Origin of the sequence: Acinetobacter kookii, assembly GCF_900096895.1 — a bacterium.
Classification (GTDB): domain Bacteria; phylum Pseudomonadota; class Gammaproteobacteria; order Pseudomonadales; family Moraxellaceae; genus Acinetobacter; species Acinetobacter kookii.
In genome coordinates, this window is the sequence record NZ_FMYO01000008.1 from 26,982 (window position 1) to 48,630 (window position 21,649).

Annotated in this window: 22 protein-coding genes; 7 read left to right on the forward strand and 15 right to left on the reverse strand. The window is 43.0% G+C overall.

Going from position 1 to position 21,649, the window contains the following annotated elements; genetic code table 11:
* Window positions 1-373: 373 nt before the first annotated feature.
* Window positions 374-1,249 (forward strand): EamA family transporter, encoded by an 876-nt coding sequence (locus BLP85_RS11150; RefSeq protein ID WP_092820161.1) that lies wholly within the window; start codon window positions 374-376, stop codon window positions 1,247-1,249.
* 54 nt (window positions 1,250-1,303) lie between these two features.
* Here BLP85_RS11150 and BLP85_RS11155 read toward each other — a convergent pair whose 3' ends face one another.
* From BLP85_RS11155 to truB, 3 genes are all read right to left on the reverse strand, one after another.
* Window positions 1,304-1,762 (reverse strand): hemerythrin domain-containing protein, encoded by a 459-nt coding sequence (locus BLP85_RS11155; RefSeq protein ID WP_092820162.1) that lies wholly within the window; start codon window positions 1,760-1,762, stop codon window positions 1,304-1,306.
* 157 nt (window positions 1,763-1,919) lie between these two features.
* Window positions 1,920-2,687, reverse strand: a complete 768-nt coding sequence (locus BLP85_RS11160; protein WP_092820163.1) for a sulfite exporter TauE/SafE family protein — start codon at window positions 2,685-2,687, stop codon at window positions 1,920-1,922.
* 16 nt (window positions 2,688-2,703) lie between these two features.
* A complete protein-coding gene (truB, locus tag BLP85_RS11165; RefSeq protein ID WP_092820164.1) occupies window positions 2,704-3,612 on the reverse strand; it encodes a tRNA pseudouridine(55) synthase TruB in 909 nt (302 codons plus the stop codon).
* 147 nt (window positions 3,613-3,759) lie between these two features.
* Here truB and BLP85_RS11170 point away from each other — a divergent pair, with 147 nt between their 5' ends.
* The 3 genes from BLP85_RS11170 to BLP85_RS11180 all read left to right on the forward strand — a co-directional run bounded on the left by BLP85_RS11170 (window position 3,760) and on the right by BLP85_RS11180 (window position 7,015).
* Window positions 3,760-4,791, forward strand: a complete 1,032-nt coding sequence (locus BLP85_RS11170; protein WP_092820165.1) for a lipase secretion chaperone — start codon at window positions 3,760-3,762, stop codon at window positions 4,789-4,791.
* Window positions 4,792-4,880: 89 nt separating this feature from the next.
* Window positions 4,881-5,864 (forward strand): esterase/lipase family protein, encoded by a 984-nt coding sequence (locus BLP85_RS11175; protein ID WP_092820166.1) that lies wholly within the window; start codon window positions 4,881-4,883, stop codon window positions 5,862-5,864.
* 185 nt (window positions 5,865-6,049) lie between these two features.
* A complete protein-coding gene (locus tag BLP85_RS11180) occupies window positions 6,050-7,015 on the forward strand; it encodes a lipase family alpha/beta hydrolase (protein ID WP_092820167.1) in 966 nt (321 codons plus the stop codon).
* Window positions 7,016-7,084: 69 nt separating this feature from the next.
* Here the strand turns inward: BLP85_RS11180 and rplS are convergent, their stop codons facing one another.
* The 12 genes from rplS to ispH form a co-directional block, all read right to left on the reverse strand.
* Window positions 7,085-7,459 (reverse strand): 50S ribosomal protein L19, encoded by a 375-nt coding sequence (rplS, locus tag BLP85_RS11185; protein WP_086197174.1) that lies wholly within the window; start codon window positions 7,457-7,459, stop codon window positions 7,085-7,087.
* A 135-nt stretch (window positions 7,460-7,594) separates the two neighbouring features.
* Window positions 7,595-8,335 (reverse strand): tRNA (guanosine(37)-N1)-methyltransferase TrmD, encoded by a 741-nt coding sequence (gene trmD, locus BLP85_RS11190; protein ID WP_092820168.1) that lies wholly within the window; start codon window positions 8,333-8,335, stop codon window positions 7,595-7,597.
* A 28-nt stretch (window positions 8,336-8,363) separates the two neighbouring features.
* Window positions 8,364-8,912 carry a ribosome maturation factor RimM gene (rimM, locus tag BLP85_RS11195; RefSeq protein ID WP_092820169.1) on the reverse strand — a complete coding sequence of 183 codons (549 nt, stop codon included), beginning with the start codon at window positions 8,910-8,912 and terminating at the stop codon, window positions 8,364-8,366.
* A 30-nt stretch (window positions 8,913-8,942) separates the two neighbouring features.
* Complete coding sequence (gene rpsP / locus BLP85_RS11200; RefSeq protein WP_092820170.1) at window positions 8,943-9,200, reverse strand: 30S ribosomal protein S16; 258 nt, start codon at window positions 9,198-9,200, stop codon at window positions 8,943-8,945.
* 143 nt (window positions 9,201-9,343) lie between these two features.
* A complete protein-coding gene (locus BLP85_RS11205) occupies window positions 9,344-9,769 on the reverse strand; it encodes a type IV pilin protein (RefSeq protein ID WP_092820171.1) in 426 nt (141 codons plus the stop codon).
* On the reverse strand, window positions 9,769-10,362 hold the full coding sequence (locus BLP85_RS11210) for a type IV pilin protein (RefSeq protein ID WP_092820172.1): 594 nt from the start codon (window positions 10,360-10,362) through the stop codon (window positions 9,769-9,771). The genes BLP85_RS11205 and BLP85_RS11210 overlap by 1 nt, the downstream gene beginning before the upstream one ends.
* An 8-nt stretch (window positions 10,363-10,370) precedes the next feature.
* Window positions 10,371-14,474: a PilC/PilY family type IV pilus protein gene (locus BLP85_RS11215; protein WP_228143295.1), complete on the reverse strand. Its 4,104-nt coding sequence runs from the start codon at window positions 14,472-14,474 to the stop codon at window positions 10,371-10,373.
* Between the two features lie 17 nt (window positions 14,475-14,491).
* Window positions 14,492-15,178 (reverse strand): pilus assembly protein PilX, encoded by a 687-nt coding sequence (locus BLP85_RS11225; RefSeq protein WP_092820174.1) that lies wholly within the window; start codon window positions 15,176-15,178, stop codon window positions 14,492-14,494.
* Window positions 15,175-16,161, reverse strand: coding sequence for a PilW family protein (locus BLP85_RS11230; RefSeq protein ID WP_092820175.1), 987 nt, complete (start codon window positions 16,159-16,161; stop codon window positions 15,175-15,177). Before BLP85_RS11230 ends, BLP85_RS11225 begins: the two co-directional genes overlap by 4 nt.
* Window positions 16,151-16,636 carry a type IV pilus modification protein PilV gene (pilV, locus tag BLP85_RS11235; RefSeq protein ID WP_092820176.1) on the reverse strand — a complete coding sequence of 162 codons (486 nt, stop codon included), beginning with the start codon at window positions 16,634-16,636 and terminating at the stop codon, window positions 16,151-16,153. The genes BLP85_RS11230 and pilV overlap by 11 nt, the downstream gene beginning before the upstream one ends.
* 19 nt (window positions 16,637-16,655) lie before the next feature.
* Complete coding sequence (locus BLP85_RS11240; protein ID WP_092820177.1) at window positions 16,656-17,087, reverse strand: pilus assembly FimT family protein; 432 nt, start codon at window positions 17,085-17,087, stop codon at window positions 16,656-16,658.
* Window positions 17,088-17,251: 164 nt separating this feature from the next.
* The gene (gene ispH, locus BLP85_RS11245; RefSeq protein ID WP_092820178.1) at window positions 17,252-18,202 is read right to left on the reverse strand and encodes a 4-hydroxy-3-methylbut-2-enyl diphosphate reductase; all 951 of its coding nucleotides are present in this window, start codon (window positions 18,200-18,202) and stop codon (window positions 17,252-17,254) included.
* 135 nt (window positions 18,203-18,337) lie between these two features.
* Between ispH and gmk the strand changes: the two genes are divergently transcribed.
* The 3 genes from gmk to BLP85_RS11260 all read left to right on the forward strand — a co-directional run bounded on the left by gmk (window position 18,338) and on the right by BLP85_RS11260 (window position 21,645).
* Window positions 18,338-18,961: a guanylate kinase gene (gene gmk, locus BLP85_RS11250; RefSeq protein ID WP_092820179.1), complete on the forward strand. Its 624-nt coding sequence runs from the start codon at window positions 18,338-18,340 to the stop codon at window positions 18,959-18,961.
* Between the two features lie 76 nt (window positions 18,962-19,037).
* Complete coding sequence (rpoZ, locus tag BLP85_RS11255) at window positions 19,038-19,319, forward strand: DNA-directed RNA polymerase subunit omega (protein WP_004896248.1); 282 nt, start codon at window positions 19,038-19,040, stop codon at window positions 19,317-19,319.
* 220 nt (window positions 19,320-19,539) lie between these two features.
* The gene (locus BLP85_RS11260; RefSeq protein WP_092820180.1) at window positions 19,540-21,645 is read left to right on the forward strand and encodes a RelA/SpoT family protein; all 2,106 of its coding nucleotides are present in this window, start codon (window positions 19,540-19,542) and stop codon (window positions 21,643-21,645) included.
* Window positions 21,646-21,649 lie beyond the last annotated feature (4 nt).

Sequence of the window (21,649 nt, forward strand, 5' to 3'; positions counted from 1 at the left end):
GTTTTTTATTTTTCCAGATTTTAAAAATCTGGCGTTTTGTCTATCCCATGCTGTTCGAACAATCAGATCAAATTAAGTGTCAGCTAATTTTCAAAATTGCCCCTGCTGTACAGACCGTACTGATCATGCTCATTACCCTGATCAGCAAGCCAGGAACCAGACTGCAAACCCATTAAAAAATGGATTATTCAAATTCAAATTCAAATTCATAAAACCATCCTGCATCTACCGATTATTTTAAATTTAAAGTTCTGAATTTAAAATTATGAATTTAAATTTTCCTCCAGTAAAAACTCAAAAAATCAGCATGAACCGCTATACTGTGCGCACCCATAACATGGTTAATTAATTTGACCATCCAACTGCGTGTCTCATGCCAAATTCTCAACTTATTGCCGTAGTGTTCATGGTTCTGTCCATGATCTCCTATCAAATTAGTGCATCTTTCGCCAAACAGCTGTTCATGGTGCTCGATCCCCTGACCGTGACGATTTTGCGCTTGTGTTTTGCCGCGGTGATTGTCTGCATCATGTTTCGTTCATGGCACATCTTAAAGCGGCTGTCTTTTTTAAAATGGCGTGACCTACTCTGCTATAGCGCAGCACTTGGGTTCATGAATATCCTGTTCTACATGTCCTTGGGCAAGCTGCCTCAAGGCATTGCGGTGGGTCTGGAATTCATCGGTCCTTTAGGACTGGCTTTGCTGTCGATTAAGCAGCGCAGTGATTATCTGTGGGTCGGACTGGCCATTTTAGGCATTGGCTTGATGGTGCCTTGGGGACAGGCTCAAAGTGAACAATTTTCGCTGATCGGTGCTGCATGTGCCTTGGCGGCGGGGCTGTGCTGGGCTTTTTATATTTATTTTGGTCAAAAGGTGGTGCAGCAGAATATTGGTATGCATGCCTTAACCATTGCCATCAGTTTGTCTGCTCTCAGCCTGTTACCGATTGGCTTATACAACAATGCTGCTGCATTGGTGGAAACCCAGTACTGGGGCAAAGCCTTGGCAATCGCAATACTAGCCACCGCCATTCCTTATGCCCTCGACCTGCAAGCGTTGAAGCATTTAAGCAAACTGAGCTATGGCACCTTATCCAGCCTTTCTCCTGCTCTGGCTGCACTCACGGGACTGCTTTTGCTTGGAGAAAAAATAGGATGGCTACAGTGGATTGCCCTGCTGTGTGTCATGCTGGCATCGGTGGGCGTGACATTTAGAGCCAGTAAAACACCAAATCCTCAAAGCTCATAATCAGAAAACCTGGTAAAAAAGACGGCTCCACGCCATCTTTCTGTTTATATCGCTTTAAGTCAGACTGTCTTTATCTGCCTTTTTATACTTTTTATATTCAGCCAAGTATTTCTTGGCTAGGCTTATCTTTTGCTGGTCCTCCAGAATTTTACCCGCCTGCTGGAAAAAACCATGCTCTTCCTCTTTTAAATGATGATGCACTTTTTCAGAAAGTTTCTTGGCTATCGCCAACCAACCATGATTGCTAAAATCCGTTTCGGTCAATTGCTCAAGTAATTCATCAATTTCATGGTGTTCCGCCAAGGCATGACGGGTAATACTCAGGCCAGAATCGGTCATCATTAAAGGAATATATAAATAACGATCCTCCGCAACTGCATGAGCAAACAGTTCATTTTTAAGCAGTTCAAACAGCTCACGACGTTCTTCACTATTCCCCGAAGTCTGGATTAATTTTTCAGAAAGTTCTCTCTGGATTTCATGGCTTGCACGTAAAGCTTCGAAAATATTCATCTACACCACCCTTTTATTTGCTACAGCCGCTACACATTCAAAAGACTGCTTATCATTATTTTGAAGACATTCTGCTCATAATCTTAAAAGCGAATGACGCACATGTGGGTGACGAGATGAAGCAATTTGTATAAAAAATTTTAATATCGGGAATGATTTACGGAAAAAAGGTCTGATATCCCAAACGAACGATCAGGATGCTGACCAAAATTAAAAACAGAATACGGATAAAACCGCTGCCGTATTTCAAGGCAGCCCGCACACCGACTATTGAACCGACTACATTGGCGGCAGCCATCATCAGCCCCAAGCCAAACAGGACATGACCCGTAGGGGCAAAAAAGCTCAGTGCAGCAAGATTGGTGGTTAAATTGGCCACCTTGGACAATGCCGAAGCATGCAAAAAGTCCGCTTGAAGATAACGGATAAAAAAGAAGATAAAGAAACTGCCGGTGCCCGGACCAAAAATACCGTCATAAAAACCAATCGCGAGGCTGCCTACAGCAGCCAGCAGCAAGATTTTCGGTGTCAGTTCCTGCCGTACATGTACTTGCCCAAACTGCTTTTTCATAAAGGTATAGATGGCAATCACAATCAGCATCACCAGCACAAAAGGACGCAGCACTTCTTTGGGAATCATGCTGACACAGGCCGCCCCGGCAAAGGAGCTGACAAAAGCACAGCTGGCTATAACCGCCAGCAGCTTCCAGCGCAGCTTGACCTGACGCACAAATGAATAGGCCGCCGATGCAGTACCGCAAATCGAGGACAGTTTGTTGGTGCCAAACACCGTCGCTGGCGACAGTTGCGGCATGGCATTCATAATGGCCGGAATTTGAATCAACCCGCCACCTCCTACTGCTGCATCAATCGCACCGGCAAAAAATGCAAAAAACAGAAGGCCTAAGACAATTTCAATTTCCATACATTTATTTCAACAATTATTCGAGATTTAACACGCGTTTCGGAACCAGGCGCTTACGGTCGGTAATTTCAGCCAGACCTAAACATTTTTCGCCATCAAACACTAGCACCTGCGCTTCAGCGGCATGTTCAATATTGCTTTCCATGCCACGGCTAAAATATTCTGCACGTCCTTCAGGCGCCTGAACTTTAGGAAAATGATCGACCGGTGCATAGGCAGGCAACAACAAAGCCTCTCGCTGCTGTTCAGTCAGACTCTCCAGATACTCGATCGTATATTCAGGAATCAGGTCAAAATGACCGGTTTTAATCCGGTGCAGATAAGTCAGATGACCATATGTACCCAAGGCTTGGGCAATATCTTCGCCCAATACACGAATGTAGGTGCCTTTAGAACAGGTCACATCAAGGGTAATACTATTTTCAGTAAAAGAAAGTAATTCGATGGCATAAATATGAATCGGACGGGCTTCCCGTTCAATTTCTATCCCTTTACGCGCCAATTCATACAGCGGACGGCCTTCTTTTTTCAGCGCCGAATACATGGGTGGCACTTGCTGAATATCGCCAACAAATTTTTCCAGAACCTGCTTTATTTTGTCTTCCGTCAATGCAGGCACAGCCTGTTCCAGCAGCACCTCACCTTCGACATCACCGGTGGTGGTGCTGTGCCCCAAATGAATCGTGGTCTGGTAACGCTTGGTCGAATCGAGTAAATAATGGGAAAATTTGGTGGCCTCACCCAAACAGATGGGCAGTAAGCCTGAAGCCAGTGGATCCAGCGCGCCGGTATGTCCGGCCTTTTCTGCCCGATAGAGCCAGCGCACTTTTTGCAAGGCCGCATTTGAACTGATACCTAGAGGCTTATTCAGTAAAAATACGCCGCTGATATGACGGCGCTGAATTTTAGGTGAAGTCTTTTTCATAGTGAAAATCAATCAAGTTCAAACGGCTGCTATGTTAGCAACCGCTTGTCATTTTTTACAACTTTTCTACGTTTTATTCAGTTTTTTATGGCAAATTGAGTTCAATTTTAGAACCTTAATAAACAGAAAAAGAAGGTTGCATAGGAAATGCATAAACATCATAAATTATGGATTATTTTGGTGGTAATTTTGGTATGTCTAGGCGTGCTGTTATTTTGGCTCGCCCCGTCCCAGTCCACCGCAGAACAAACTGATGCCATTCAAAACCTTAATGCACCACCTCCTACCTTAACCTCATCAATGCCTGCCCCCACAGACCAAAGTCGGGCTTTCGTCAGTCCTAGCCAGCAAGACACCGAAGTGAACTGTCAGTTACGTCTGGACAATGCCAATCGCTTGATTGTGAATGAACAGACCCGCAACTGTTTTGAATATTTCATTACTCAATATGGCGAAAAAGATCTCAAGCAAATCAAACATGATTTCAAAGCCTATATCCAGCAAAACTATAAAGAACCCGCTTTAGGGCAAATTATTGATTTGTGGAACCGCTATATCAATTACCGGGAAAAACTGGGCGAGTTGCAGCCCCCCAATATCGACAAGGAAGATCCTAAATATTACCAAAGCATTTTTGCCCATATGAAAAATCTGCGTAAACAGCTTTTCTCTGACTACGAAATTGAAGGCTTATTTGGTACTGAAGATACCTATCATGAATACACGCTCAATCGCATGACCGTTCTGGCAGACAAGAGCTTAACCGAAGCACAAAAAGCACAAAAATTAAAAGATCTTTTCAACCAGTTACCTGAAGACTGGAAAGAAAATCTCGAACAGCTCAATAAACTGGAAGACCTGCGTAAACTCACCGCGGATATTAAAGCGCGTGGCGGTTCAGCTGAAGATATTCATCAGATGCGTATGAATCTGGTCGGTCCTGAGGCGACGCAACGTTTAGAAACCCTAGATAAGCAACGCAATGACTGGAAAGACAAGATCAATCAGTATCTGGCTGAACGGGACAGCATCATGAAAAGCGGCATGAGTGACGAGGCCAAGCAGCAAGCCGTACAAAAATTACGGACTCAGCACTTTAATAAACCCCAAGAACAACTACGAGTAGGGACTTTTGAAACCATCCATGATCAGGGAGGAAAATTACCATATACCGAATAATCTTAATGTCGTCTGATAAGGAGATGAGATGGATCAACTTATGGATGTACTGATATGAATAAAAACAAAAGTATTAAAAGGAAAAGTTGATGAAAACTTTAAAAAGTAAAAAAGCGCTAACGCTTGCTGTAATGATGACCCTCACTTGCGGTCTTACAGCTGAAACACAGGCAGCAAAAGGAATTTTGCAGATTCAAGAAACGGTCAAATCCGACTATGCCAAGACCCGGTATCCCATTGTCATGACCCATGGCTGGTTGGGCTGGTCACGCATCGGCGATGACAGTTTCAATATTGATTACTGGTATCAGATTTTGCCTGATATGGCGCGTAATGGTTCGACTGTTTTTGCCGCACAGCTCTCCCCGGCCAATACCACCGAGTTCCGTGGTGAACAGCTGATTGCTCAAGTCGAAGAAGTGCTCGCAATTACGGGAAAGGATAAAGTGAACCTGATTGGTCACAGTCATGGCGGCCCAACCGTACAGTATGTCGCAGCCGTAGAACCGCAATATGTGGCATCAGTCACGGGCGTGGGCGGAACCTATCGCGGTTCTAAAGTCGCCGATGATATTCAGAGCAATAGCATTAGCCGCACTGCCTTCAATATTCTGGGACAATACATCATTGGACCACTGATGACCTGGGCTCAAGCCAATCCGGACATTCCCGTGAACTTTGATGCTTCAATGAAGTCTCTGACTGAAGTGGAATCGGCAAACTTTAATAAACGCTTCCCCACTGCTGCTTTAGCTTCTGACTGTAACCAGAGCGGTGCCAAAGTAGATAAAGGCATTTATTACTATTCTTGGGGTGGAACTGCACAAACCACCAACCTGCTGGACATTGATAGCATCTTGATGCAGCTTGGTCCGCTGTCTTATGGCAACAAAGACAATGATGGTATGGTGGCCCGTTGCAGTTCTCATATCGGTCTAGTCATTCGTGACAACTACAACCTGAACCATACCGATCTAGCCAATATGATGTTTGGTTTAAAAGGAATGTTCGCCCCTGATCCAGTTACCCTGTTCAGACAACATGCCAACCGTTTAAAGTTACAAGGTTTATAATAACCAGCACATCCGGGATATTTTCCCTGATGTGCGTCTGGTTTAAAAATATTTTGTTACATCTATATATTTCACTGATCGATAACTTATCGTTATTTCATCCTGCCTTATTCAATAATTAATATGACAATCTAAATTGTCTAAAAATAAAAGCATCAAGAAAATATAAAAAATGAGGATTTTTTATGAAATATGGATTATTGCTCGCCGGTCTAATCACCAGCACACTATTGGGTACGGCTCAGGCATCCAACACCTCACAGGTGACAGCGAAAGCGGTCTCAACCTATGCAAAAACCAAATACCCGATTGTCTTTAGTCATGGTATGGCAGGTTTCATTACCGTAGGTACAGACCAGTTTGGTCTTGATTACTGGTATCAGATTTTGCCCGACTTGGCACGAAACGGTGCCAATGTCTGGGCCACCCGCGTATCGCCATTTAATTCATCTGAAATTCGTGGCGAGCAACTGGTACAGCAAGTCGAAGAGATTCTGGCATTAACCGGGGCAGAAAAAGTCAATCTGATTGGTCACTCGCATGGTGGCCCAACCATTCGCTATGTGGGAGGAGCATTGCCAGACAAGGTTGCCTCCATGACAGGTGTAGGTGCGCCACATAAAGGCTCGCCTGTGGCAGACCTGATTTTATCTGCTGAAGGCACAGCGATCGAAGGCCCCTTGGTAGGTGTCATCAATTTTGTTTCCAAAGCCATTACCTGGGCACAAGGGCTTGACCCGCAAAGCTTCCCGCATGATTCACTTGCAGGCGGAACAAGCTTAACCCTTGCAGGCTCTGCACAGTTTAATGCCAAGTTCCCTATCGGCATGCCAAGCACAGCTTGTGGCGAAGGCAAGCTATTCGACCAGGGCATTTATAACTATTCCTTTACCGGTGTCGGGACAGTGACCAATTTGCTGGACCCTGATGGTGCTTTAAAAGTCACCAGTTTGCTGATTGATGGCGGCAAAGAAAATGATGGCCTGGTGTCGCGTTGCAGTGCCAAGTTTGGTAAAACCATCCGCGATAACTATAACTGGAACCATTTAGATGAAGTCAATCAGGTCCTTGGTTTGAAATCTTTATTTGCACCCGATCCGGTAGATGTCTACCGCCAGCATGCCAACCGTTTGAAACAGCAAGGCTTGTAACCACTGAAATGTCAGACATAAAAAAATGCGCCAACAGGCGCATTTTTTTTACTCGTATAAAACTTAAAATTAAGCTTTAGTTTTACGAGCTGGCAATTTTTCACGAATACGTGCAGCTTTACCAGACAATTCGCGTAGGTAGTAAAGTTTAGCACGACGAACGTCACCACGACGTTTCACTTCGATACCAGCAACGATTGGTGAGTGAGTTTGGAATACACGCTCAACACCAACACCGCTAGAAATTTTACGTACTGTGAATGCAGAGTTCAAGCCACGGTTTTTCTTAGCAATAACAACGCCTTCAAACGCTTGTAGACGTTCACGGTCGCCTTCTTTTACTTTTACTTGGACAACTACTGTGTCACCTGGTGCAAAAGCTGGGATGTCTTGTTTAAGCTGAGCATTTTCAACAGCTTGTACTAAAGGATGCTTACCGCTCATGGGGTATCTCCAATAATGTGTGGCTCAGAAGGGTCTGAATTCCACTGGATATAGAGGCTAAAGCGCATATACCCGATTATATTTCTTTTTATGCTTGACCGCTTCAATGCATAAAAAGCCTATTAACGAATACGATTAAGTATTCAAATCTCGTAGCCATTTTTTTTGCTGGCTGGTCAGCTCAACTTTTTCCACAAGCTCTGGCCTGCGTTCCAAGGTGCGTTGATAGCGCTGCAAAAACCGCCATTTTTCAATATTGGCATGATGCCCGGATTTAAGTACTTCAGGCACCTCCAAACCTTCAAAATGGTCTGGCTTGGTATATTGTGGGCAATCTAAAAGACCATCCACAAATGAGTCTTGCACGTGAGATTGTTCATCTGACATGGCACCCGGAAGTCTCCGGATAATACTGTCCAATAAAACCATCGCAGGCAGTTCACCACCCGACAAGACGTAATCTCCAATTGACCATTCCTGATCAACATAATGCTGGATCAAACGTTCATCGACCCCTTCATAACGTCCACACAGTACAATCAATCCGTCATATTGAACAAAATCTTGTACCGCAGCTTCGTTTAAGGTTTTACCTTGCGGTGACATATACACCACAGGCACGCTCACCGCTCCTGCTTCTTGCGCAAGCTCTTTGGCATGGTTGATTGCTTTTGACAGAGGTTCTGCCATCATCACCATACCGGGACCACCACCAAATGGACGTTCATCCACTCTTTTGTAGTTACCCTCAGCATAATCACGTGGATTAATACAAGTGACTTGTACTATTTCACGTTTTGCCGCACGCCCGCTAATACCATAGGCTGTAATCGCTTCAAACATTTCAGGAAAAAGTGTAATGACTGCAAAAAACATCGCAGACTCCCGTATTTCCGAAAAATTGTTAGTAGTCTACGCCCCAATTAACGTAGATACGACCAGCTTCAATATCAACGCGCTGTACCACATCTTTATGCCATGGAATCATACGCTCTTCAGCATCAACGCTGTCTGGTGTTGCGTGAACCACCATCACATCATTGGCACCGGTCTCAAACAGTTCATGGATTTTACCGAGATTGACTTCCTGGTCTTCTTCATTCAGACCCAACACGGTTAAGCCTTTTAAATCTGACCAGTAATACTCGTCCACACCTGCTTTCGGAAGCTGCGCTTTTGAAATCCAGACATTTGCGCCAACCAGTTCATCCGCTGCAGTACGATCACTCACACCTTTTAGCGAAACAACCAGGCCTTTGCCATGCGGTTTCCAACGTTTTACATCTACTGTTTGCCAACCTGCTTTGGTCTCAATGTACCAAGGCAGATAGTCAAAGATGTTGCTCATAGGTTCTGTATTGGAATAGACCCAGAGCCACCCATTTAATCCATAAGCTGAACGTAACTGTCCAATCTGAATACGATCTTCGGGAACATTCTGTGTTGGTGTCATGGGCAAACTACTACCTAATTTATATAAAAATTATGCAGCAGCTGCAGCTTTCTTAGCTTGAGCAGCTAAAGAAGCAACACGTTCAGAAGGTTGAGCACCTTGTGCTACCCAGTGAGCAAAACGGTCAGCATCTAAACGAAGTTTTTCTGCTTTACCTTGAGCTGTAGGGTTGAAAAAACCGATACGTTCGATGAAACGACCGTCACGCGCATTGCGGCTATCAGTTACAATAATTTGATAGAACGGACGTTTTTTAGCACCACCGCGTGCAAGACGAATAACTACCATGATACAACCTTATAGTTTTTACGGATTATCCCTGTACCGACCATCGATACATTTCAAACCCCTTTCATAGAGGGCGATATTTTACGTTATATTTGCGCTGAAAGAAAGATCAAATTTCAGGTTATCCACAGTTTGAATTTATCTTAGCGACCGTCCCAGTTTGAGGTGGCTGAAGGTGTACATGCTGTCGTAGTTTTAGTCCAACACTTCCACCCATGACTATTAAGAATTACACTTCCATTACCTACCTGAACAGTGCCGGATATAGGCTCTGCAGTTAATGTATAGGTTTGACCACTCGGAACAAGCGTAACTCTATAAACAGGATTAGATATTGGATAATCTTTGCTGGTTGTGCCGTTATCTAGGGTTGCACTCGTGTAATTATGATTGATCACATAATAACTTTGTAAGCGCTGTGCAATATTCATCATTTCACTTTGTACATCAGCACGGTTAGTACGAATTTTATATTGAGTATAAGAAGGGTAAGTAATCGCTGCCAAAACAGCAATTATTGCCACAACAATCATTAACTCGATTAGGGTAAATCCTTTATTTTTATTCATTACCATCCCTCACTATACCCGCCACAGCCCGTATAACTTGTAACAACGTCTTTCACTTTTGTCATACAGCGCACCCCAGCACTATTCAACAATAAATCATAGTTTCGTGGCTGTTTTGGTTCGCCTGAACTATCTTTAGCCCGCTGTAACGACATCACCCAACTCAGCCCATTCACACTGGCTGAAGCCGCAGTTTCATTACCATCTGAATCTTTGGCAAAAGTCAAAGGTTTATATCCTGTTCCATTATTGGCTAGCGTTAGGGTATATTTCGCTGTAGAAGCAGTGGAACCAATTGGTAACAATAATTGTCCTGTTGCAGCGTCATAATAACTTGCTGTGGTCGGATTTCCATCAGCATCAGCTCCTGTATAACTATACAAATAACTGGCATCAAAACCTTTGTAACTAAAGTTTTTTGCTTTAAACCGCTCCAGCTCAGCAGCAATGCGTAATGCTTCCTGCCGTGCAATTGCCAGGTCCTGTCGTTCCATATATTGTTGATATGAAGGAAATGCAATTGCTGCAAAAATTGCAACAATCACGACCACAATCATCAGCTCAATCAGAGTAAATGCACGTATTTTATTCATGATTCCCCCTATCGACTTTCATACCAACGCAACTGTCTAAGTTTCGCTGTGGTCGTAAATTCTTGACATTCAGGTAAGTTTGGTGTGGTTGTACAATTTAGAGTTGCAGGACGTCTTACAATCAGACCTGTATTATTAGCATTCCTAAACCCCTGCCCTAAACCTGTGCCTAAAATACCCGCTCCCAATTTAACCCTATTTGGAACGCCACTTGTTGTAGTAGCAAAAGAACACTTTCCTGTCGGCAAGCAGAATTGATAGACATAGGAATCTCCTTTTACACCTGCACCACAAGAACCACCAATACCCGTTCCATCACGATGATACACATTGACATACAGCATACCATCCAAGGCATACAGCTCATTCATGCCTTTATAGACACCAGCTGTAGAAGAATAGGTATATTTCCAGCCATTATTCCCTGTGATAGCGACACCCGTGGTGATATTTGTATTTAAAGAAGCAAGTGTTACATTTTGTGTAGTCAATGTCGGCACCGGTGAGGTAGCGTACAAATTCGTTTTTGCCACATCTTTGTCGTATACGACAAAAACTCCATCTGCGGCACTCACCGTTGAACCTGCCTGGTTATTTGTGCCTGAGGCTGCTGCTGTTCCTACCAAGGGTGAACTACGATTACCTGAACTAAAAGCAACTGCTGCTACATAACCATTATCTTCATGAATAGAAACGCTCGGCATTTCATAGAACCGAGGACTTGTACCTCCACTCGCATGTTCATTAAACAACCGCACCACACGCGTAGCAAAATTAGCTTTTTTAGCACTTGCATCCACACCAGTTGCTGCATTATTTAAATCAACACGGAAAGCCTGCCCACCCAAGTCACCAAAATAAAGATTATCGACCAGACCATCATTATCACGGTCAATGGCATTAATCTGACTCACCACACTATATTTCATGTTTATCGTAGATGCGCTGGCATCAGTAAATGCTTCTGCTCCTTTAGCTGCCGTAGCATTAGCACTACTCCACCAAAGTAAACTACCTGTGTCAGCATCAAACATATAAACACCCGCACCACTACCAGTCGTGGTATTTTGATCATAGGCTGCACTTTCATAACCAGTGTCATATCCGCCACCAACAAACATTACCAGCTTCTTAACACCACCAAATTTAACATAAGCAAGTGTTGGCTTAGACCAGCTTTGGCCCATATAACTTAGTGCATTATCCGTATTTGGTGTTGTAGTTCCATTTGCATCTGTGGTTACAGCAGCAGCAGGATTAATATGAAATTTCAAACTTGGATTATCCAAATCACTTAAATTCAGTGCATAGTAACTACGTCCCCCCATACGCAGACCGCCATATACCCACTGCAGACCTTTAAGTGCCAGATCTGTGTTAGTCCCCCCATCACTGGTACGATCAGAACTTTTTACAGTTAATGTTCCATCTGCTTTTGACACATATTGGGTATATGCTGTCCATGGTGCATCTATACCATAAAATAAATTTGATGAACCTTGTGTACTACTGGTCTCAGATAAGAATGCTACTTTCTGGTTTTGCATCATTTCATGGGGTGCAAAAGCAAATTTCTCTATACCTGTATCAGCATCAACTACATGCAGTAGCCCCTGTGTACTACCAAAGAGTAGATAGTCATCTCGATCTGTTGTATCTAATACTCCTGCAGAACTAACAGTTATTTTACCCCGTTGCGTAAGTAGAATTGGGGTGGAGTGCATCACAGCACCGACCTGACGAAGTTCCGGTTTTGCGGTAAGACTATCTAAAGTAATATCTGTTTCAGTTGCACCCACATTATAACCCAGCAAATTGAGCCAATAATTCTTGTCTGGGTCATTCGCAAATAGAGCTGTTGTACCCGTACCGAATAAACTTTCCACATTAACTTTTTTCAGTGAATTAAGTTCACTAGCCATAAATGGGGCAGCAGTGCCGGTAATTTGACGATTAGTGTAAATCGTACGGTTAGCGTTTTTTTCATTCTCAGCATTTGTACTTAAACCTAAAGGTAACTTTCCTTTCATACCTCCTGACCAAATTCCATCAGCTGCTGAATTTAATGCACCAGTATCAGTGATTAAGCGTACTGTTTTGCTGGAATTATAAAGTTCACCATTATAGATATGGTATTTATTAAGATTTCCCGCCCATAACTGGGTAGTTTCTTGAGGCTTTGGAATAAATGAAGCGTAATAACCATACGGCTGAATACGCAATGGATTTAAGGAGTCTTGCGGTAAAGTAGGAGAACCTGTGGCAACTGGGTCGAATTCAGGTTTTACTTCATCAACAAAATTTAAAATACTTTGAGCAACTTCCCCAGGCTCTGAAGCCGAATACCATCCACCACGCCCGTAAACTCCCCATAATGCGGTATTGGCAATATCAGCACGACTCGCTCCACCAGTTGTTTCACCATAAGTATTACTAATACTTAAAAAACGATTTAATATATTGGCTACATCAGTATTGGTAGAAGTTAAAGGTCCACTTTTAGTTTTTTCCGCTCCAGTATACGCATCTAACCCACTATAGAATTTACCAAAACCCACTACGGCTGTTTTAATTTTGGGGCGATTAGTAGCGCCATTTAATAAAGTGTTGGCAAACTTTGCAATGCAACGCCAAACCTTTTGATTGTCCGGACTAGCAGTTTTTTCCTTAAATTCATAGGTCGAATTTTCACTATCCACATTCGTATCCCATGAAGAAGGACAACTGAAACCACTCACTGTAGCTGACATTTCTGTTTCGGGATCTGCAACACTAGTTGTGCTAGGACCGCCATCAGTTAAAACATAAACACCATTACCATTGCACGAAGATGTATCTGTTCCGATGGTATTTAGTAAAGACCTCGCTCCAATCGCATATGCCCTGCCTGTTGGCGTATAGTCAGGAGCATCCATATTTATAATCTTTTGCAATATACATGAACGTTGTGTTGTATCAGATGCCGTGCCACATTCCGTTTCAAAAGTGGTTCTCGCAGTTCCTGTTAAACTACTAGAAGTAGTGTCCAAACGGCGAGCTGAAACTAAAACTGTTCCAGTTTTAGAGGCAGTTCCTGAAGTTCCTCCAGTAAACCGCGTTAGACCTATAACAATGTCATTTCCTAATTGCGGAACACCATTTAACCCTTGTAATACGGTAAATAAACCATCTTTGAGTTTAGTAATACGGTCATAGAATCTTTTGTTTTGTGTTGTCGTTTGTTCTGGCGTGTAATAAGCAGTACATCCTGTGCCACAAGATTCATTTGTGGTAGGAGCACCACTTGGTATTGATGAAACAACCGTACTACAAGTATCCGATGTAGTGGCATTAATTGGGCAACTTCTGATTTCAGAATTACAAGTGGTCACATTAGTAGTAGAACCACTAATTGATGTTCCTGCCGTACAACTTGCAGTATTTGTAGTTACTGCAGAACTCGTGGTACTTGTTGTAGTGATATTTACAACTTCTGAACGATAGCGATAGGCTCTATTAGAGGTAGAACTACAATTGCTTGTACCCCCATTACGTAAATAATAATAAGTTGTTGTCGTTTGTTTAGAAATATTACCAGTTACCACAGGGGTAGAAGTAGCTGTTTCAGAACAAAAGGTTCCCGATACTGGCCCAGTACGTATCGTTGTGTTATTACAAGCAGTCCGAGAAGTAGTGGTACCACTCTCCGTACTCGCACACTGCTTATACACCGGAAAATCAGATACTGTTGTTGGTGTAGTGGTAGTAGATGTTACTGTTTGAGATGTCACTTGGGTTTTATAAATATAAGTCTTGGGGGAGGTTACCTCTGTGATATTAGCCGTACAGTAATAACGAGAATAAGATGGTGTTGTGGTGGAGGCTTCTGTATTATTAGTTGGCACTGTTATCGCACTATCTGCCACAGGAGCATCACATGCAAATTTAAAAGTATTTGTAGCTCTCATACTGGCCGAAGTATCCAGTACAAACATAATACGTGTTTGACCACCTGTCGAACTACTATAGATATCAATGTCACTGGCTTGTGTCGCAACACTTTGACAAATAGCCAAAGTCATCATCATCGACACCGTGGCTGAAAGTCCTTTTTTTTGATTTATTTTTTTCATCTTTAAATTCTCTTTCTTTACGATACCAACTTCGGCTGACCGCCAACAGTATAGTCCGAATGCTGCATGTTATAGGGAATACCTAAACCCTCAAAACACGCCCCCACGGCCGAAGCCCGCTGCTTAAAACAGTCCTCTATTTGCGTAGTAGTCGCACCTGCAAAACTTGGTAAGACTGAAATGACAGTCGCCCCGATATTATGCGTGATTACCGGCACATTACTTTGTCCAAGACTTGTTCCTTTGGGCGCACCACCAAATGGTGTAGAGGTTGTTGCATTTTTGGTTAAATACACTTGTGACAGCACTGCAGAACGCCCCATTGCGAATTGATTGGCTTTACAAAAGCCATCAACACCAATCTTGGTCGTTGACCCATCCGCTGCAATCGCGCTAGCTTTAGATAATTTAAAAAAAGAATTTTCCGATGCGCGATAACAAAATACCAATTCATCATTAGCATTTGCTGAAGAGTTGAAATAAGCAAACATCCCATCGAGTGCCAACTGCCTTGCCACTTGATCGGGGTTCTCGATATTAAATAAAGCAGAGTCAGAATTCCCCATCAATAAAGCATTCACCTGACTATTTGTCGCAATTTTCAATCCTAAAATTCCCGATTTCACAGCAATTGTGCCCAGTAATGTTACAAGCACCAAAATAATCAAAACTGTAATAAGCGTTGCACCTTGTTGTTGTTTCATTGCGATGCCCCCAATGTATTCCGAATTGCGACAACTTGATTAACCGCTTGACGTAAATATCGCTTATTAACTGCAGCATCACCTGCTAGCGTGACATTATCCTTACCAGCAACATCAAATGTCGTTTGAGTATTTAAACTTGCATCAGCACCAATCGTCCCTGTCGAACGAGATAAAATTCCTACCTCCATTGAAGTCACTTGCAGATAAGTTTTTGCACAAGTATCTTCAACAATTGGGGTCGCACATGCATCACGAATATCATCCATTTCATCGATGTACTCATTGATGGTCATATAACGAAATTGACCAGAAGGATTTTTCACACCTAAACGTATTTTAAATGCATCTACACGTTGCATCATTTGTTGTGCATTATTGGAACCATGCACACCTAAACCGGCAATTGCAGTTGGTGCACTCTTAGGATATGAGCCCGCATCACAATATAAGGAGTAAGCTGTTGGTTCACCTGTAATTTGTTGTGGACTAGCAGCCAAATAATAACGCTGCACAATTACCAGATTTGAAGCAGGTGCAACAGCAGTTCCGACTGTTGCTCCCTCACAGTTAATAATGCTTTCAGTTTCAGGGGTATATTGAATAGTTATACGGTCACTTTTACCTGTAGTATTATCAGTATCTCTGTCTTGCAAACTGACCAATTCAGTTTCTAAATTCGTGATCGTCTGTAATGCAAGAGGCAGATTTTCCTTTTTAAAAATAATCCCTGAACCATTCACAAAATTATTTATTTTTTGTGCAGATACAGTATTCAAATTGGTATGACGTAAGTCATGTGCGACCAAAGACAAACCGAAATTAGCATTTTGTTGTAATTCGCTCATTCCTGACTGTAACCCCAAAGAACGCGAACTACTTAAAAATGCAGCCAGACCCGACGCAACAATAAGCAAGCCTAAAGTTAAAGCAATCATTAATTCAATCAGAGTAAAGCCCGAGGTATAGTGCTTATGAGCCATAGTTATATACCTCCATAATGATACATTTGGCATTTGGGACATAAGCAGTGCCATTGGTACAGTTTGGACTGCCCGTACCATTTGTTGCCGTTGTACCCTCCCAGGCAACATAGATGCATTTGCGAACTAGAGTAGAACCCTGGCAATTTAGGACATTGATACTCATGCCCAAATTAGTTGCTCTTGTTTTCACCTGTCTAAAATCGTAGTTCGCCATTTTTGTAGCATCACAAAAGCTTGTCGCACAGTTATCTGTTTCACTGTTGTCAACATAACCGGCCAACCCACCCCGATTCACGCGCATTCTTTCTGCCAGATCCCTAGCAATATTAGAAGCTTGTACATTCATTCCAGCCTCTGCACTCGCTCCCATAGCCCTTATTTGCAATGCTACAAAACCCAACACAGCAATGCTTAAAAGCACCAGTGCAACCAGCACCTCTACGAGCCCAACCCCTTTTTGAGTATTTTTCATTTGTAATTATTCCTTATTCTCAGGTTGGGCAACTTGTTGCCATTTTGTTATAAACGACCGTTCCACCTTTTTGCACATAAACGTAAGCTTTCAAAGCTGCATCGCTATTATGTTTAAATACAAAACACTGGCCATTGGTTGTTATTTTGGATTGCCCTAAACGATTGAAAGTAACGCTGGCATCACCACTTTCTTTCGTCACATGATTGGGCACCCATTTTTTATAGAATGTTGAAACACTGTTATCTACAGCCAAAACCCGCTCACCCTGTTTAAAAATTGCTTCAGACCTTGTTTCTGCTAATAAATCTACAAAATCACGTGTATCTCTTATTAGTTGGTTTTTTCGAATCGTCTGAGTAAAAGAAGGAACAGCCATTGTTGAAATAATCGCCAACACAGCTATCGTGATCATAAGTTCAATTAAGGTGAATCCTTTATTTTTATTCATACTTTCCCCAAGGCAACAAAACTTTACCCTAGTAAAAATAATATCGGACCAACTTACAAAACTGACACAAATAAAGATAAAAGGCATAAAAAAACAGATAACTGTCATTTCACAGTTATCTGTTCATTTTTTTAAAAATTTCAGAATGTTAAATCATTCACGCTTTATGCTTGAGTTACAGGAATACGTAACTCTTTCGGCAAACTAAACGTAATATTCTCTTCACGTCCTGCCAGCTCTTCCGGTGCTTTCGCGCCCCAATCCTGTAAACGCTGAATCACCTGCTTGATTAAAATTTCGGGTGCCGATGCACCGGCAGTTACCCCAATTTTGGTATTTTCATCAAACCAGGCCTGATCAAGCTGATCTGCATTATCCACCAAATAGGCATGTTTCCCCATACGTTCCGCCAGCTCGCGCAGACGGTTTGAGTTTGAAGAATTAGGAGATCCTACGACCAAAACCACATCACATTGAGTGGCCAGGTCACGTACCGCATCTTGACGGTTTTGCGTGGCATAACAGATATCATCCTTACGCGGCCCCTGAATTTCAGGAAATTTTGTACGTAAAGCATCAATCACTTTCGCGGTATCATCAATGGAGAGCGTCGTTTGGGTCACAAATGCCACTTTCTCGGGATGACGGATTTTTAATGCCGCCACATCCTCTTCATCTTCCACCAGATAGATTTCGCCACCATTTTTCTTGTCATATTGCCCCATGGTGCCTTCCACTTCCGGGTGTCCTTCATGTCCAATCAAAATGGCTTCCGTGCCTTCACGCGCATATTTGGTCACTTCTATATGCACTTTGGTAACTAGTGGACAGGTGGCATCAAAGACTTTCAAACCACGACGCTCCGCCTCAATTTGTACCGCTTTTGACACACCATGTGCACTAAAGATCACGATATTGTCATCGGGAACTTCATCCAGTTCATCGACAAAGATAGCACCACGCTGACGTAAATCATCCACCACAAACTTGTTGTGCACCACTTCATGACGCACATAAATAGGCGGATTAAAGCATTCCAGTGCCCGATTGACGATCGCAATTGCTCGGTCGACACCTGCACAAAAACCACGTGGATTGGCCAATACAATTTCCATAAGATCCTCAATGTTCACCCGAAGTTGAGCGGAATAATTTGAAATAAATGCCAACAAAAAGACGCTTGGCTATTTTGTTTGCGGGTCGTCTACTCTAAAATAGAGAAGATATTTTATCATATCAGGAAAAATATCATGTCGGGTCTCTTGTTTGTCGTTTCTGCTGCATCCGGAACAGGCAAAACATCCCTCGTTAAAGCCCTTCTCGACCGTGTGACCAATCTGCACGTTTCTGTCTCTCATACTACTCGTGACCAACGTCCCGGTGAGCTTGACGGTGTACATTATCATTTTTCAAAAAAAGAAGATTTTCTTGCCTTGGTTGAGCAAGGCGGTTTTATTGAATATGCAGAAGTGTTTGGCAATTATTACGGTACGGCTCAAGCGACTGTAAAACAGCAGCTTGCCAAAGGGCATGATGTTTTACTTGAAATCGACTGGCAAGGTGCAGATCAAGTCCGCAAACTTTTTCCCGAATCGAAACAAATTTTTATTTTACCGCCAAGCCAGTTCGATTTGCGCCAGCGCCTATCCAACCGTGGCACAGACTCTGTTGAAGTGATTGAGCGCCGCCTGGGCTGTGCAGTTGAAGATATGCAGCAGTATACAAACTTTGACTATGTCATTATTAATGATGACTTTAATAAGGCACTGCATGATCTGGAATGTGTGATTATTGCCAATCGTTTAGTGATTGCACAGCAGGCAGCCCGTCATCAGGAATTGATTGAAAAATTAATTACTCCTGTTGAACCGTGATTAAAACTTGAGTCTGCAGGCAAAGCATTTTATACTGCCCAGTCTGTTCAAATTTAATATTCAAACGAGAATTCTTATGGCACGCGTAACCGTTGAAGATTGTTTAGACCATGTAGACAACCGCTTTGAGCTTGTACTAGTGGCAAGCAAACGCGCGCGTCAATTGGCACGTCAAGGCATTGAACCAACTGTAGAATGGGATAACGATAAACCGACCGTAGTTGCTTTACGTGAAATTGCGGTAGGTCATGTATCTAAAGATATTTTGAAACAACGTGATCAAGACTATCAAACTTCTAGCCTTGACCTTGCACTTTCTGCAAACAATTTGAATTTAGATGGCTTTTCTTTCCAATAAGAAAAAATATCTTAAAAAAGCCTAGTTTTAACTAGGCTTTTTTTATTGCACAACTTTAATATTGGATGAATAACCGTTATAACATAAAATTAAAGATACGTTATTTAGGATGTATCTTTTTGCTGTTTTTTAAATGAAAAAATTGACAAGTCATGCAATATGCTTTTCATTAAAGCTCTAGCGATTTAAATTGTAGAAACTGAAGTAATAAAGGTGTTATATGCCAGGCCCACAGGTCAGCCAAGCCAAACAACAGCTCAAAATTATTATCGACGCTTACTTAAGTGCAAGTGATGTCGAGCGCGTGCTTGTGGCCTGCGATTATGCCGATATTGCCCATGACGGCATCACCCGTAAAAGTGGTGAACCCTATATCCTGCATCCGATTGCGGTCAGCAGTATTCTTGCGCATATGCGTCTGGATGCCGAAACCCTGATGGCCGCCCTGCTGCATGACGTGATTGAAGATACCGATTTCAACAAAGAAGACATTACGGAAAAATTTGGCCGCACGGTGGCCGAGCTGGTCGATGGCGTGACCAAACTCAGTCATTCTAGCGACAAAGAATATAATAAAGCCGCCTCCTTCCGTAAAATTTTGCAAGCTACCCTGCAAGACCCGCGTGTCATTATTATTAAGCTGGCTGACCGTTATCACAACATGACCACTTTAGGTTCGTTGCGCCCAGATAAACGGGCACGTATTGCCCAGGAAACCTTTGATATTTTTGTGCCGATGGCGCGTATCGTCGGCATGAATGAGATGGCCGACAACCTGGAACATCTGTGCTATCAAAATCTTGACCTGGATATGTTTAACAATGTTCAGGATGCCCTACTACAAACCAAGCCGAAACGCTGTGAATATCAAAGCATCTGGGAAAAAAACCTGACGGAACTGCTGCAACAGCACCACATTAGCGGCCGTATTAAAAAGAAAAATAACAATATTGAATTGCTGCGTCACTTCGTCAAAAACGATATTGATCTGCAAGAGCTCACCCACAGCCATGCTTTTGAGATTATTCTGCAAAGTATTGCCGACTGTGACCGTCTGGCAGAAATCCTGCGCGAAAATTTCCAGATTCTACATTATGAAGATCATATCCGCCGTCCATTGCCAGGTGGCAACCAGTCTTTAATGATGCGCTTAAAAGGTGAGAAAACCACGCTCTCTTTGACTATTCAGACCGAGCTGATGCGTAAGGCTGCCCGTTTCGGTGTGGTCCTGGGTGAAAATGCACCGCAAGCCTGCCGCTCAGCCATTCAGGCGTCTATGCAGAACCTGAATGTACTGGTGGATGGTGAATGTGCCAAAACCACCTTTAGTGATCTGTTGGATTATCTGCATCAGGAAAAAATCTGGGTGTATACCCCGCATGGCCATTTGCACGAACTTCCACAAGGGGCTACAGCCGTCGATTTTGCTTATTCAGCCAGCCTGTTTTTAGGCAACCATGCTGTCGGAGCAAAAATAAACGGCGAAACCCGCCCCCTTTCCACACCACTAATCAGTGGACAAGTGATCGAGATTATTACTGATGTCCTGGCAACTCCAAATCCGGACTGGCTCAGCTTCATCAACACCCAAAAAGCGCGTCGTGCCATCCAGAATATTTTGCGCGATCAGGATATTGAAGAACAGCAACTGGTCGGCCAGCAAGCCCTGAACCGTGCACTGAAACTGTTTAATCGCTGCATCAAAGATTTAACCGAAGCAGACTGGATCGATATATTGCAATGGCGACATATCGAATCTAAGGAACACTTATTTGAACAGATTGCGGTGGGTGACCTGTTACCGCAATTAGTGGCCAACCACCTGTTTGCACAAGGACAGAGCCTGGATAACCAGTCTTCTACCCGTCTTATTCAAGGCACTGAAGGCGTAGATGTCAAATACGCTCATTGTTGCAATCCTGTGCTTGGTGATCCAATTCAGGGACATCTCTCACGTCGTGGCTTGATTGTGCATCGTGCGCGTTGTCATAACCTGTTGCATGAACAGCATCTGCATCCAGAAAATATTATGCCTTTGCACTGGACATCTGAAGATTTCGATGACATCAGTTTCACCGCCTATTTAAGCATTGATATGCTGATGAATGATGAACAGATTTCTGACCTGATTTATCAGTGCCGGAAGGAAAAAACCGGTGTAGAAATGGTTCATGCCCATGAAGGCAAAACCTATGTGCATATTGTGGTGCATAACCGCAAGCAAATTGCGCAGATTATTCGTGATTTACGCATGCACTTTGGTTTTCCACGCATTACCCGTTTAGCCCAGCCCATTAACATTGCTGAAGCATCCAAAGCCAGTTAGTTCA

Bases quoted from the DNA above. Each gene is read 5' to 3' on its own strand.
- BLP85_RS11150 (WP_092820161.1), top strand. From the start codon at position 374: ATGCCAAATTCTCAACTTATTGCCGTAGTGTTCATGGTTCTGTCCATG.
- BLP85_RS11155 (WP_092820162.1), bottom strand. From the start codon at position 1,762: ATGAATATTTTCGAAGCTTTACGTGCAAGCCATGAAATCCAGAGAGAA.
- BLP85_RS11160 (WP_092820163.1), bottom strand. From the start codon at position 2,687: ATGGAAATTGAAATTGTCTTAGGCCTTCTGTTTTTTGCATTTTTTGCC.
- truB (WP_092820164.1), bottom strand. From the start codon at position 3,612: ATGAAAAAGACTTCACCTAAAATTCAGCGCCGTCATATCAGCGGCGTA.
- BLP85_RS11170 (WP_092820165.1), top strand. From the start codon at position 3,760: ATGCATAAACATCATAAATTATGGATTATTTTGGTGGTAATTTTGGTA.
- BLP85_RS11175 (WP_092820166.1), top strand. From the start codon at position 4,881: ATGAAAACTTTAAAAAGTAAAAAAGCGCTAACGCTTGCTGTAATGATG.
- BLP85_RS11180 (WP_092820167.1), top strand. From the start codon at position 6,050: ATGAAATATGGATTATTGCTCGCCGGTCTAATCACCAGCACACTATTG.
- rplS (WP_086197174.1), bottom strand. From the start codon at position 7,459: ATGAGCGGTAAGCATCCTTTAGTACAAGCTGTTGAAAATGCTCAGCTT.
- trmD (WP_092820168.1), bottom strand. From the start codon at position 8,335: ATGTTTTTTGCAGTCATTACACTTTTTCCTGAAATGTTTGAAGCGATT.
- rimM (WP_092820169.1), bottom strand. From the start codon at position 8,912: ATGACACCAACACAGAATGTTCCCGAAGATCGTATTCAGATTGGACAG.
- rpsP (WP_092820170.1), bottom strand. From the start codon at position 9,200: ATGGTAGTTATTCGTCTTGCACGCGGTGGTGCTAAAAAACGTCCGTTC.
- BLP85_RS11205 (WP_092820171.1), bottom strand. From the start codon at position 9,769: ATGAATAAAAATAAAGGATTTACCCTAATCGAGTTAATGATTGTTGTG.
- BLP85_RS11210 (WP_092820172.1), bottom strand. From the start codon at position 10,362: ATGAATAAAATACGTGCATTTACTCTGATTGAGCTGATGATTGTGGTC.
- BLP85_RS11215 (WP_228143295.1), bottom strand. From the start codon at position 14,474: ATGAAAAAAATAAATCAAAAAAAAGGACTTTCAGCCACGGTGTCGATG.
- BLP85_RS11225 (WP_092820174.1), bottom strand. From the start codon at position 15,178: ATGAAACAACAACAAGGTGCAACGCTTATTACAGTTTTGATTATTTTG.
- BLP85_RS11230 (WP_092820175.1), bottom strand. From the start codon at position 16,161: ATGGCTCATAAGCACTATACCTCGGGCTTTACTCTGATTGAATTAATG.
- pilV (WP_092820176.1), bottom strand. From the start codon at position 16,636: ATGAAAAATACTCAAAAAGGGGTTGGGCTCGTAGAGGTGCTGGTTGCA.
- BLP85_RS11240 (WP_092820177.1), bottom strand. From the start codon at position 17,087: ATGAATAAAAATAAAGGATTCACCTTAATTGAACTTATGATCACGATA.
- ispH (WP_092820178.1), bottom strand. From the start codon at position 18,202: ATGGAAATTGTATTGGCCAATCCACGTGGTTTTTGTGCAGGTGTCGAC.
- gmk (WP_092820179.1), top strand. From the start codon at position 18,338: ATGTCGGGTCTCTTGTTTGTCGTTTCTGCTGCATCCGGAACAGGCAAA.
- rpoZ (WP_004896248.1), top strand. From the start codon at position 19,038: ATGGCACGCGTAACCGTTGAAGATTGTTTAGACCATGTAGACAACCGC.
- BLP85_RS11260 (WP_092820180.1), top strand. From the start codon at position 19,540: ATGCCAGGCCCACAGGTCAGCCAAGCCAAACAACAGCTCAAAATTATT.